Source organism: Bifidobacterium sp. CP2 (assembly GCF_018555635.1).
Taxonomy (GTDB): domain Bacteria; phylum Actinomycetota; class Actinomycetes; order Actinomycetales; family Bifidobacteriaceae; genus Bifidobacterium; species Bifidobacterium saguinibicoloris.
The window spans coordinates 125,696-138,749 of sequence record NZ_JAFEJX010000001.1 but is presented as its reverse complement, the minus strand read 5'-3'; the positions used below and the strand labels follow the sequence as shown (position 1 = coordinate 138,749).

Here is a 13,054-nt window from a genome sequence, read left to right as displayed (position 1 = left end):
GATACGATGGGTGGCATGAGCGATACCATGAACTCCCTATGGGCCGCGCCGAAGGCGGACGGCCCCCTTGACTCCACCGTGACCATCCCGGGCAGCAAATCGCTGTCGAACCGGTATCTCATGCTGGCGGCGTTGGGCACGAAGCCCGTCACCCTCGTCGGCCTGCTGCGGTCGCGCGACACCGAACTGATGATGGGGGCGCTCGAAGCGCTCGGCGTCACCTGCACGCCCGATTCCGACGACGACACCACGGTCACCGTCACACCGCCCGCGGACGGCCGCTTCCACGGCAACGTTGACGTCTACTGCGGTCTCGCCGGAACGGTGATGCGGTTCGTGCCCGGACTCGCCCTCCTCGCCGACGACGTCGTCCGCTTCGACGGCGACGAGCAGGCGTACGCGCGTCCGATGAAGCCGGTACTGGACGGACTCGAACAGCTGGGCGCCACCATCACGTACCACGGCGAGGAGGGATTCCTGCCGTTCAGCGTCACGCCGCCGCGGCACGACCGTGGGGACGACGGGACGGACGCGACGGATGCCTCGACGGACGGCGAGGGAGCGCCGCGACAGGCGCACGTCGCCATCGACTCGTCGCAGTCGTCGCAGTTCATCTCCGGACTGCTGCTCATCGCCTCGAGACTGCCCGGCGGCCTTACCCTCACGCACACGGGGGAGAAGACGCCGAGCCTGCCGCACATCCGCATGACCGTCGCCGACGTCGCCGCCGCCGGCGGACACGTCGACGCCGACGAGGACGCGCGCACATGGACGGCGGCGCACGCCGACCTCCAGCTGCCCGGACGGGTCGTCGTCGAACCGGACCTGTCGAACGCGGCGCCGTTCCTCGGCGCGGCGCTCATCGCCGGCGGCACCGTGCGCGTGCCCCACTGGCCCGCCTCCACCACACAGCCGGGCGGCCTTCTGCCCGGATATCTCGAACGGATGGGCGCGACCGTCACCTTCCCCGAGGAGGATGGCGTACGCACCTGCCAGGTCACGTCCGACGGCACCATCCACGGCCTCGGCGACTTCGACCTGACCGCCGCCGGGGAGATCGCCCCCTCGCTGGCCGCCATCCTCGTCTTCGCGGACGCGCCCACGCGCATGATCGGCATCGGGCACCTGCGCGGGCACGAGACGAACCGTCTGGCCGCGCTCGTCGCCGAGATCACGCGCATCGGCGGCGCGGCGCGCGAACTCGAGGACGGCATCGAGATCACGCCGGTGCCGCGCGCGGAGCTGCACGGCGCGGTGATGGAATCCTACGCCGATCATCGCATGGCCACGTTCGCCGCCATGATCGGACTGTCCGTGCCGGGCGTGCACGTCGTGGACGTGGAGACCACGCGCAAGACGCTGCCGGACTTCGTGGGCATGTGGACGAGGCTGCTGGAACGCTGACCGGGTCGCTTCGGCGATCGAGAGCGCGCCCGCGGCGGCGAGACGACGAGGGCGCGCCCGCAACGACGACGAAGGCCGGGCACCGACGATGTCGGTGCCCGGCCTTCGTTCATGTCCGGTCGCCTATCAGGCGACGGGACGGTCCCATCGGACTCACTTGGTGAACGTGTTGCCGTAGGTGTCCTCGCCGGCCTCCGCGATCGCGGCGGACTTGCGGGCGATGGCCAGCTCCTCGTTGGTCGGGATCACGGCGATGACCACGGAGGAATCCGGGGTGGAGATGACGCGCGGCTCCTTGGAGCGCTTCGCGTTCTTCTCCTCGTCGAGCTTCACGCCGAACGGGGCGAGCTTGTCGCACACCATCTTGCGCACGATGTCGTCGTTCTCGCCGACGCCGGCGGTGAAGGTGATGACATCGCAGCCGCCCATCTGGTAGGTGTAGTTGCCGATGTAGCTCACGATGCGGTGCACGTAGACGTCGAGGGCCAGCTTGGCGTCCTCGTTGCCCTCGGCCACCAGACGGTGGACCTCGCGCAGGTCGCCGAAGCCGGTCATGCCCATCATGCCGGAACGCTTGTTGAACAGGGCGTCGAGCTCGTCGACGTTCATGTGGGCGTTGCGGATGAGGTGGAAGACGACGGCCGGGTCGATGTCGCCGGTGCGGCCGCCCATGACGAGGCCCTCGAGCGGGGTCAGACCCATGGAGGTCTCGACCGGCTTGCCGGAGATCTCGGCGGAGGCGGAGGCGCCGTTGCCGATGTGCAGGACGATCTGCTTGAGGCCTTCGGCCGGCTTGCCGACGACCTCGGGCACCACGGAGGAGATGAACTCGTGGGAGGTGCCGTGGGCGCCGTAGCGGCGGATGTGGTACTGGTCGGCGATCTCCTTGTTCAGCGCGTAGGTGCTGGCGGCCTTCGGCAGCTGGAAGAAGAAGGAGGAGTCGAACACGAAGATCTGCGGCACGTCCGGCAGCAGGGAGCGCATGACCTCGGCGCCCTTGGCCTCCGGGCCGTTGTGCAGCGGGGCGAGGACGGCCAGATCCTTGACCTGGTTGATGGTCTTGTCGGTGACGAGGGCCGGCTTCGGGAAGAGGGAGCCGCCCTGGACCACGCGGTGGCCCACGGCCACGATGCCCGCGTCGGACAGCTTCGGGCCGTACTCCTCGAAGAAGCCGAGGACGCGCTTCAGACCCTGCTCGTGATCGTGGATCGGCTCCTCGAGCTCGTGCTTCTCGCCGTTGTACTCGTGCTTGTAGTGGCCGTCGATCGGCTCGCCGATCTTCTCGACGAGGCCGGAAGCCAGGCCTTCGCCGGTTTCGAGGTCGACCAGCTGGTACTTGATCGAGCTGGAGCCGGAATTGATGACAAGGACGGTTTTCGCCATTGTGGGCATCCTCCATTGTGATTCGTCTGTCCCGCTTCAAGACGGCGGGCTACCGTGATTAGATTACTCGTTGCTTGCTACAAAGACGTGCCGTCCCCCGATGCGGGCGCATCGGGGGACGGCACGGGACGGCACGACGGGAACCGGCCTTACTGCGCCTCGATGGCGGTCAGGGCGATCGTGTTGATGATGTCCTGCACGAGGGCGCCTCGCGACAGGTCGTTGACCGGCTTGTTGAGGCCCTGGAGCACCGGGCCGATGGCCAGCGCCCCGGAGGAGCGCTGCACCGCCTTGTAGCCGATGTTGCCGGCGCACAGGTCCGGGAACACGAACACGTTGACATGTCCGGCGACCGGATCGCCCTTGGCCTTGGTGGCGGCCACGGTGGGCGACCATGCGGCGTCGAACTGGATGGAGCCGACGACCGGCAGGTCCGGCGCCTTCTCCTTGAGCAGGCGGGTGGCCTCCTCGACGACGTCCACGTCCGGGCCCTTGCCGGAGCCGAGCGTGGAATAGGAGAGCATGCCCACCTTCGGCTCGATGCCGAACGCCCGGGCGGTCTCGGCGGACTGCAGCGCGATCTCGGAAAGCTGCTCGGCGTCCGGGTTGAGGTTGATGGCGCAGTCGGCGAACACGGCCACATGATTCTTGAAGCACATGAGGAACGCGCCGGAGACGAGCTTCTGGCCGGGCTTCGTCTTGATGACCTGCAGGGCGGGGCGCACCGTGTTGGCGGTGGAGTTGACGGAGCCGGAGACGAGGCCGTCGGCGTAGCCGAGCACGACGAGCATCGTGCCGAAGTAGCTGGCGTCGGCCAGCTGCTTGCGGGCCTGCTCCTCGGTCATGCCCTTCTTCGCTCTCAGCTCGCACAGCTTCGCCACCATGGGCTTGAGGATGTTCTCGTCGTCCTTGGCCTGGAAGCGGGCGCGCTCGAGGTACTTGAGCCCCAGTTCGCGGCCGCGGGCGAGGATCGCGTCCCTGTCGCCCACGATGATGAGGTTGACGATCTCACGTTCGAGCAGGAAGTCGGCCGCCTTGATGATGCGGTCCTCCTCGCCCTCCGGCAGGACGATGGTCTTCTTGTTGCCCTTCGCCTTGCCGAGCAGGCCGTACTGGAACGCGTACGGGGTGACCGGCGGCTCGATGTCCGCGTCGAGCGCGGCGAGCACCTGCTCGGTGGGCGCGTTGCGGCGGAACGTCTCCAGGGCGAGGTCCTTGGTGGTCTCGTCGGTGAACGGGACCTGCGGGATCGTCCAGACCGGCAGGCCGTACTTGGCGAGCGTCTCCTTGACGGAGACGGCGTGGCGGGGCTCGCAGCCCGTCACGAAGATGCCCAGCACCTTGTTGCCGGCGGCCTCGACGCCCTCGATGGACAGCTTCACAGTCTCGTCCAGCTCATGCGGCCAACGGTCGATGGTGCACACGGCCAGGAACACGCCGGCCTGCAGGTCGGCGGCGACGTTCGCGTTGAACTCGTAGGAGGTCGGGTCGTTGACGTGCGACTTGTCCGTGCCGACGATGAGCGCGGCCTCGGCGCGGGAGACGTCGAGCGCGTCGTTGAACCGGCCGACGATGTCGCCGCGGGCCGTGTCCTTGTCCGCGCGGACCGTGTGCACGTCGAGGCCGGTGGACAGCGCCACGCCGAGACCGGCGTTCGAGGCGGACAGCAGGATCGGGGTGAAGTCGTCGTGGTTGGACACGGCGGGACGGAACACCATCGTCTTGTACTTGGAGGTCAGCGCGTTGAGGACGCCGTAGGCGACGACGTTGCGTCCGTTGGCGCCCTCCGGGCTGGCGATGTATACACGGGTGACGGTCACGATGTCTTGTCTCCTTTGATAGCAACACTGAAAGTGGGACCATCACTCATTCTAACGACGTTCGTCGCCGGTGCCGTGAATTGTTGCCGGTTCTTTCCCGTGAAGGGTCCCAGGCGTGCAAAAACAGGCAAACCATGCAAAACGCCCGCCGGGGATCCCGACGGGCGTTATGCATGGGGTGACGGCGGGCGCGCGTGTCGCCGGATCAGCGTTCGCGCTCCCATTCCGGGGTGTCCGCCTCGGCCGGTCCGTGGTTGTAGTCCACAAGCCGCCAGCGCACCTCGTCGTCGGACAGGTCCATGGGGGACAGGCGCACCCAGTGCGCGTTGCGCATCGAGACGACGGACGCGAACGTCGGATCCACGCCGGACAGGCCGAGCAGCGTCTGCACGGTCTGCGAGATCCACGCGCCGTGCGAGAACATGTACAGGTCGGTGTCGTCGCCTGCGCGCGTGGACCAGTCGAGCAGCGCCTCCACGCCGCGCTCGCCCACATGCTCCTTCGGTTCGGCGCCGTACTTGAGCTCGCCGCCCGTATGGCGCATCCACGAGCGGAAGTCCTCCGGGTAGCGTTCGGCGAGCTCGGAGACTGCATGCCCGTCCCAATCGCCGAAGCTGCGCTCGCGCACGCGGGCGTCGTCATGCACCTCGACTCCGGCGGCCGCGCCGCCGAGCACGTCGGCGAACGCCTGCGCGGTGGCGTGTGCGCGGGAGAGGTCGGAGCAGACGATGAGACGGTCCGTCACGCCGGGACGCTGGTCCACGTACAGCGATTTGAGGGCCTCCGCGGTCCGGCGGACCTGCCATTCGCCCACGGCGTCGAGTGGGATGTCGACCTGTCCCTGCAGACGGTGCGCGGCGTTGTACGAGGTGCGGCCGTGGCGGATCAGGAAGATGGAACGGACGTGGCGCATCATCGCACGCTTTCCGGATGCTCGAGCTCCAGGTCGATCTGCGGGCAGTCGCGCCACAGACGCTCCAGACCGTAGAATTCGCGCGACTCCTCCTGCATGACGTGGATCACGTAGTCGCCGTAGTCGAGCAGCACCCACTGGCCTTCGGTCAGTCCCTCGCGCTGGCGCGGCTTGCGGCCGCCGCACTTGAGGTAGAGGTCCTTTTCGATCTCCTCGGCGACGCCGAGCACCTGGCGCTCGTTGGAGGCGCCGGCGATCATCATGACGTCGGTGATGCCGAGCGGTCCGGTCACGTCGAAGGCGACGATGTCGGTGGCCTTGACGCGGTCGGCCGCCTCGGCGGCGATGCGGATGTCGTCGATGGATGACTGCAAAGCGGGCATGTGGCTCCTTGTGGTGTCTTGTCTTGTGGTGTCTCGTGGGTGCTCGTGGGGAGGCCGTGCGTCGGACCGTCCGGACGGACGCACGGCCGCGGAGGTGGGGAGGAGGGGAGAGAGGAGAGAGGACGCCGGGCGGCGGTCAGCGCTCCCAGGCGGGCTTCCAGCCCTCGACGTTGTGCTGCGTGTTCTCTGAGTAGACCATCGTGTCGTCCGGCACGGCGTGGCGCACCACGGAACCGGCGCCCGTGGTCACGTTGTCGCCGACCTCGACGGGCGCGACGAACAGGTTGCCGGCACCGACGTGGCAGCCCGCGCCGATATGCGTCTTGTTCTTGTGCACGCCGTCGTAGTTGGCGGTGATGGTGCCGCCGCCGATGTTCGTGTGGTCGCCGAGCGTGGCGTCGCCCATGTAGCTCAGGTGCGGCACCTTCGTGCCGTTGCCGATGTGCGCCTTCTTCATTTCGACGAACGCGCCGGCCTTCGCCTCCTCGCCGAACTCGTTGCCCGGGCGCAGGTACGTCCACGGGCCGATGTTGGTGGCGCGGCCGATGTGGGACTCCTGCACGCGGGAGCGTTCGACGACGGCGTCCGCGTCGACGACCGCGTCGATGAGCGTGCTGTACGGTCCGACGACGGCGTTCTCGCCGATGACGGTATGGCCCTGCAGGAAGGTGCCGGGCAGGATGACGGCGTCGCGTCCGATCTCGACGTCGTCCTCGATCCACGTGGTGTCCGGGTCGAGGATCGTGACGCCGTCGCGCATCCACGCCTCGCACACGCGGCGGTTGTGCGCCTTGGCGAGCGCCGCGAGCTGCACGCGGTCGTTGACGCCCTCGACGCTCAGGGGGTCGGGCGCGGTGAACGCGCCGACCTTGCCGTTGGCGCGGGCGGTCTCCAGCGCGTCGGTGAGGTAGAACTCGCCCTGCGCGTTGTTGGACTTGAGGTCGGCGATGGCGCGGGTGAGCAGTTCGGCGTCGAACACGTACACCGACGTGTTCACCTCCTGCACGGCCAGTTCGCTGCGGTTCGCGTCCTTCTGCTCGACGATGCGCAGCACGTCGCCCTCGCGGTCGCGGATGATGCGGCCGTAGCCGGTGGGGTCGTCGAGCACGGTGGTGAGCACCGTGGCGCCGTCGCCGGAGGTGTTGTGGAAGTCGATGAGGCTGCGCAGCGTGCGCGCGTCGAGCAGCGGCATGTCCGAGGCGGCGATGAGCACGGGGCCGCTGATCGGCCCGTGCTGCGTCAGCTGCGCCATGGCGCACTGGACGGCGCGGCCGGTGCCGGGGATGTCGTCCTGGTTGACGATGGTCACGTCCGGGTCGTAGCTGCGTGCCGCCTCGGACACGCGCTCCGCCTGGAAGTGCACGACCACGGCGAGCGTGTCCGGGTCGAGGGCCCTGACCGAGTCCATCACACGGTTGAGGAAGGTGCGCCCCGCGAAGGTGTGCAGCACCTTGGGCTTGTTCGAACGCATGCGGGTGCCCTCGCCCGCGGCGAGGATGATTGCGGCTGTCACTGCCGAGGATGCCATATGTGTGTCGTTCCCTTCACTGGCGTTGGTTGTTCGCGTTTCCACGCGACTAACAATAGACGGCCGCCGGGATGTGCCGGACGGCCGTCAATGGTTCCGCCCCCGTGACGGAGGACCGTGCGCGAGGGCGGAATGGCGTGTTCCCCCACCTGGATTCGAACCAAGACAAAGGGTTCCAAAGGCCCGTGTGCTGCCATTACACCATGGGGGAGCGGCGGCTTCCACCGCCAAGTGTTCATTTATACCATAAGGTCAGGCGAAAAGGAAACCCTGCCCATGGTGCTCGGGGTACGTCTCGAACAGCTCGGCCACGGAGCCGTCCTCGAACACGGCGCGGATGGCGCTGGCCAGCAGCGGCGCGATCGACAGGACGGTCAGGCCGTCCCAACGCTTCTCCTCCGGAATCGGCACGGTGTCGGTGAGGACCACCTCGCGCGCGCCGCACTCCTTGAGACGGTCGACGGCGGGACCGGAGAGCACGCCGTGCGTGGCGACCACGGTGACGGAGTTGGCGCCGGCCTCCTTGAGCACGTTGCAGGCGCCGACAATGGTGCCTGCGGTGTCGATGAGGTCGTCGACGAGCACGCAGTCCTTGCCCTTGACGTCGCCGACGACGCGGTTGGCGACCGCCTGGTTCGGACGGGTGATGTCGCGCGTCTTGTGCACGAACGCGAGCGGGCCGCCGCCGAGGCGCTGTGCCCACTGCTCGGCCACGCGGATGCGGCCGGCGTCCGGGGAGACGACCGCCACGTTGTCCAGATGGCCCTGGAAGCGGTCGCGGATGTAGTCGACGAGCACCGGCATCGCGATGAGATGGTCGACCGGGCCGTCGAAGAAGCCCTGGGACTGGGCGGCGTGCAGGTCGACGGACATGATGCGGTCCGCGCCGGCGGTCTTGAGCAGGTCGAAGACGAGACGGCAGGAGATGGGCTCGCGGCCGCGGTGCTTCTTGTCCTGGCGGGAGTAGCCGAGGAGCGGGCAGACGGCGGTGATGGAGCGGGCGGAGGCGCGCTTGAGCGCGTCGATCATGATGAGCTGCTCCATGATGGCCTTGTTGATGGGCTTGTAGTGGCTCTGCAGCACGAACACGTCGGCGCCGCGCACCGATTCGGTGTAGCGCACGTACATCTCGCCGTTGGCGAAATCGTATGCGGTGGTCTCGAGCACGTCGATGCCGAGCTGGTCGGCGACGTCCTGCGCGAGTTTCGGATGAATCCTTCCAGTGACGAGAATGAGGTTCTTGTCTGGCTTTCCTTCGAGGATTGCGCTCACCGTATCTCCCATGCGTTGTGATTGTCCGGTTGTCGCCTTCAGTGTAATGTGTCTCGCCGACCTGCGGACGGGCCGGGCGTCGGCGGACCGTCCGCAGGGGGAGAAGGCGCACAGCGACGTCAGTCCGCGGCTCCCACCCAGCGCTCGATGGCCGCCTTGATGGTCTGCGCGTACAGGTCGCTGCCCTTGTTCGGATGGATGCCGTCCGAACCGAACACGCCGGGGTTCGCCTTGGCCGCGGAGTCCCAGTCGACGAGCAGCACGTTGTCCGGATGCGCTGCGGCGAAATCGGCCATGACCTTGTTCGTGCCGGGGATCCAGGCGCGTTCGCCGTGCGCGTTCACGAGCACGAGCATCTGGTCGGGGCCGATGAGCTCGTAGACCCGCTGCAGCTGCGCGGTGGTCATCTCCGAGTTGGTGCCCAGACCGATGATCACCCATTGCCGCATGGTCCCGGCGTCCATGGCCGTGCGCATGATGCCCGGGGCCACCATGATGGACCGGGACACCGAGGCGTCGATGCTGATGCCGGGGAAGACGGAGTTCAGGCCGCCGGAGGAGGCGAGCATCACGGAATCGCCGATGGCGGTGATCTGATCGCCGGTGGGCATCTGACGCGTCCGGCGGGGCTGCGGCACCGCGTTGCGCGGCAGCTCGCCGTTGAGACGCGCCTCGCGCTCCATGCGGGCGAGCTCGCGCGCCTGCTCCTCCAGCTGGATCTGCGTGGAGGTCTTCTCCGGGGCGTTCGTCACGCCGACCACGCAGCCGGAGACCACCGCGATGAGGATGATGTCGACCACCATGGCGCGCAGGACGTGCGCGGCCGTGGGATGGGGATGCGGGAAGACGACGAACAGGGACGAATGCCGGGCGGCGGGCTTCTCGACCAGCAGCCAGGAGAGCGTTGCGGCACACGCGGTGAGCGCCAGCGTGGCCACGAGAATCCATCGGCGGTCGGCGCCGGGGACGAGCCGGGGAAGCTCCGCGGTGACGAGGATCCACAGCGGCCAATGCCACAGGTACACGCCGTACGAGTATTTGCCGAGCGCGGCGAGCGGCTTGAACACCATGAGGTCGCGCATCCACGAGCCGGGGGCGATGGTGCCGGCGATGAGCGCCACGGACAGCACGCTGGCGAGGATGATGCCCCCGTGGAACGCGGTGGCGTCCTGACGTCCGAGCGCCGCCATGAAGCCCAGGGCCACGAGGGCGACGAACGCGACGGTCGGGGCCGCGGCGGCGGCCAGCCTGGACGGCAGCGACGCATCGGACGGGCGCGCGTTCACCGCATCCGAGTGTGCGGTTCGTAGCATCCGACGGGACATGGGGGAAACCGACGGCGGCATGGTCGTCGCGGGCAGCGGAACGGGAGCCGGGACGTTGCCGAACGACGGCACATCCCGCATGGCCGGCATCGGTACCGGAGCGGACGCGGGAGACGGGACGGCGGGGGCGGCGTCCACGCCCGCCGTACGCGTCCTGCGCGGACCGGAATGGGGTGCGGCGACGAACCATGCGAGCGCGACGCCGAGCAGCAGGCCCACGGCGTGCGTGTCGGCGCCGAAGTAGACGCGGGTGGCGTCGGCCTTGGAAGCGTAGAGCGTCCACATGGCCCAGCCGCTCGCGGCGGCGAGCCCCAAGGGGATGACGGCGGACAGATGGGTGCGGCGGATGCGCCACATGAGCCAGGCGATGAGCGGCACGACGACGTAGAACTGCATGAGCACGCCCACGAACCACAGGTGACGCAGGATCTGCGGGTTCATCTGGTTGAAGTAGTCCTGGCCGTTGACGATGGCGTACCAGTTGTAGCAGCCGAGCAGCGTGGTGACGACCTGGTCGCGGATGCCGACGAGCGCGTCGCGGTCGGTCATCCAGGCGAGGGTGACCACCGCGGGCACCAACATGATGAGGGCCGGATAGAGGCGCGCGGCGCGACGCGGGATGTACCGCGCCAGATCGGGGCCTCCCGTGCGTTCCAACGAACGGAACAGGCTCAGCGCGATGAGGAACCCGGACACGGTGAAGAACACGTCGACGCCGTAGAAGCCGCCGGGCATCGCCGACTGCGCGCAATGGTAGATGATGATCGCGATGAGCGCGAACCCCTTGATGCCGTCCAGGCCCACATAGCGACGGCGTTGTTTCGTTACAGCCACTTCCGATACCGCTTACTGCTCAGACTTCTCTCTCTTCGCCCGTTCCCGGAATGGGACGGACGGGGGAAGAGTGTACCAACGACCCTCGAAGTGGCGGCGTCCCACGGGAGCCTCCGGCTCGGAGGGTGCATGGCTCGGGGGTGTCCGTGTCGCGGGTCGGCTTCCCGGGTCCGCAGGACGGTGAGCGGCGGAGAACGACGAAAGGGCATCCCGTGCGGCTGCGGGATGCCCTTTCGGTCAGGTCAGAGACCGGATCCGGATGGTCGGATGATGCGCGCGGAGACCGCCGCCCGCATCACTCCCATTCGATGGTGGCCGGCGGCTTGGAGGTGCAGTCGAGCACCACGCGGTTGATCTGACGGCACTCGTTGGTGATGCGGGTGGAGATCGTGGCGAGTACGTCATAGGGGACGCGCGACCAGTCGGCGGTCATGGCGTCCTCGGAGCTGACCGGGCGCAGCACGATGGGGGAGCCGTAGGTGCGTTCGTCGCCCTGGACGCCCACCGAGTGGACGTCGGCGAGGAGCACGACGGGGCACTGCCAGATGTCGCGGTCGAGGCCGGCCTTGGTGAGCTCCTCGCGGGCGATGGCGTCCGCCTCGCGCAGCACGTCGAGGCGCTCGCGGGTGATTTCGCCGACGATGCGGATGCCGAGGCCCGGGCCCGGGAACGGCTGGCGCCAGACGATCTCGTCGGGCAGGCCGAGCTCGGTGCCGATGGCGCGCACCTCATCCTTGAACAGGGTGCGCAGCGGCTCGACGAGCTGGAACTTGATGTCCTTGGGCAGGCCTCCCACGTTGTGGTGGCTCTTGATGTTGGCCGCGCCGTCGCCGCCGCCGGACTCGACGACGTCGGGGTAGAGCGTGCCCTGCACGAGGAACTTCACCTCCTTGCCACGGGCGCCTGCCTCCTCGAGGACCTGGCGTTGGGCCTTCTCGAAGGTGCGGATGAACTTCTCGCCGATGATCTTGCGCTTGCGCTCCGGCTCGGAGACGCCCTTCAAGGCGTCGAGGAAGTCGTCGGCGGCGTCGACGGTGATCAGGCGGATGCCGGTGGCCTCGACGAAATCGTGCTTGACCTGCTCGACCTCGCCCTTCCTCAGGAGACCGTGGTCGACGAACACGCAGGTGAGCTGGTCGCCGACGGCCTTGTGGACGAGGGCCGCGGCGACGGCGGAGTCCACGCCGCCGGACAGGCCGCAGATGACCTCGGCGTCGCCGACCTGCTCGCGGATCTTCCTGACCTGGTCGTCGATGATGGAGGAGGCATCCCAGTCGGAGCCGAGGCCGGCGCAGTCGTGGAGGAACGTCTCGATGAGCTTCTGGCCGAGCGGGGTGTGCTTGACCTCGGGGTGCCACTGCACGCCGTACAGCCTGCGGGACTCGTCCTCCATCGCGGCGACGGGGGCGCCCTCGGTGTGGGCGAGGACCTTGAAGCCCTCGGGCGCGGTCTTGACGGCGACGCCGTGGCTCATCCACGTGCTCTGCTCGGCGGGGGAGCCGGCGAGGATGCCTTCGGCCGAGTCGATGACGGTCTCGGTCTTGCCGTATTCGCCGAGGGCGGCCTTGTCGACGTCGGCGCCGAGGGCGTAGGCCATGGCCTGGAAGCCGTAGCAGATGCCGAGCACCGGGACGCCGGCCTCGAACAGCTTCGGGTCGACTCGCGGGGCGCCGGGCTCGAACACGGAGGCCGGGCCGCCGGAGAGGATGATCGCCTTCGGATCCTTGGCCAGCATCTCGTCGACCGGCATGGAGTGGGGCACGAGTTCGGAATAGACGTTGGCCTCACGCACGCGACGGGCGATGAGCTGGGCGTACTGGGCGCCGAAATCGACGACGAGCACAGGACCTGTTGCCATGGAAATTCCCCTAACGTTTATCGTGATGTAACTTGGGTGGTGTCGTGACGATTATCGCCGTCGAGCCAGACAAGGCCATATGGCCAAATTCATGTGCGGAAAACGAACAAACAACGCCGGGTGACCCCACCAACACGCCGGGAGCGAACACAATGAAACGAACGTGGCCGCATCCGGTTGACGCGGCCTATCCGGCCGTATTCCAACGTTTTCATGTCTTGTCGTCAAAAAAGGGATGCGCACAATCGGCCGGCGAATTCACACAAAACCAGCAATTTTTGCAACATTTCCGAACATACTCGCAAGAAATCGTTCAAAAGTCGCGTTGTCCTCG

Annotated in this window: 9 protein-coding genes and 1 tRNA gene; 1 reads left to right on the top strand and 9 read right to left on the bottom strand. The window is 67.7% G+C overall.

All coding sequences use genetic code 11. The features are described 5' to 3' along the window. Positions 1–15: 15 nt before the first annotated feature. Entirely contained in the window at positions 16–1,404 is a 1,389-nt protein-coding gene (locus JS531_RS00515) for a 3-phosphoshikimate 1-carboxyvinyltransferase (RefSeq protein ID WP_214311150.1), read from the top strand. A 153-nt stretch (positions 1,405–1,557) separates the two neighbouring features. Here JS531_RS00515 and JS531_RS00510 read toward each other — a convergent pair whose 3' ends face one another. The 9 genes from JS531_RS00510 to guaA form a co-directional block, all read right to left on the bottom strand. Continuing rightward, entirely contained in the window at positions 1,558–2,787 is a 1,230-nt protein-coding gene (locus JS531_RS00510; RefSeq protein WP_214311148.1) for an acetate kinase, read from the bottom strand. Positions 2,788–2,936: 149 nt separating this feature from the next. Next, positions 2,937–4,607, bottom strand: a complete 1,671-nt coding sequence (gene pta, locus JS531_RS00505) for a phosphate acetyltransferase (protein WP_214311146.1) — start codon at positions 4,605–4,607, stop codon at positions 2,937–2,939. Between the two features lie 205 nt (positions 4,608–4,812). Then, a complete protein-coding gene (locus JS531_RS00500; protein ID WP_214311144.1) occupies positions 4,813–5,523 on the bottom strand; it encodes a histidine phosphatase family protein in 711 nt (236 codons plus the stop codon). Next, complete coding sequence (rsfS, locus tag JS531_RS00495) at positions 5,520–5,903, bottom strand: ribosome silencing factor (protein ID WP_214311142.1); 384 nt, start codon at positions 5,901–5,903, stop codon at positions 5,520–5,522. The genes JS531_RS00500 and rsfS overlap by 4 nt, the downstream gene beginning before the upstream one ends. A gap of 136 nt (positions 5,904–6,039) precedes the next feature. After that, positions 6,040–7,431 (bottom strand): bifunctional UDP-N-acetylglucosamine diphosphorylase/glucosamine-1-phosphate N-acetyltransferase GlmU, encoded by a 1,392-nt coding sequence (glmU, locus tag JS531_RS00490; RefSeq protein WP_214311140.1) that lies wholly within the window; start codon positions 7,429–7,431, stop codon positions 6,040–6,042. Positions 7,432–7,571: 140 nt separating this feature from the next. Continuing rightward, positions 7,572–7,642: transfer RNA gene (locus JS531_RS00485), tRNA-Gln, on the bottom strand. A gap of 41 nt (positions 7,643–7,683) precedes the next feature. Beyond that, positions 7,684–8,715, bottom strand: a complete 1,032-nt coding sequence (locus JS531_RS00480) for a ribose-phosphate diphosphokinase (RefSeq protein WP_214311138.1) — start codon at positions 8,713–8,715, stop codon at positions 7,684–7,686. Between the two features lie 107 nt (positions 8,716–8,822). Continuing rightward, positions 8,823–10,862 carry an acyltransferase family protein gene (locus JS531_RS00475; RefSeq protein WP_214311136.1) on the bottom strand — a complete coding sequence of 680 codons (2,040 nt, stop codon included), beginning with the start codon at positions 10,860–10,862 and terminating at the stop codon, positions 8,823–8,825. A gap of 295 nt (positions 10,863–11,157) precedes the next feature. Then, positions 11,158–12,720: a glutamine-hydrolyzing GMP synthase gene (gene guaA, locus JS531_RS00470; protein ID WP_214311129.1), complete on the bottom strand. Its 1,563-nt coding sequence runs from the start codon at positions 12,718–12,720 to the stop codon at positions 11,158–11,160. Between the last annotated feature and the right edge of the window lie 334 nt (positions 12,721–13,054).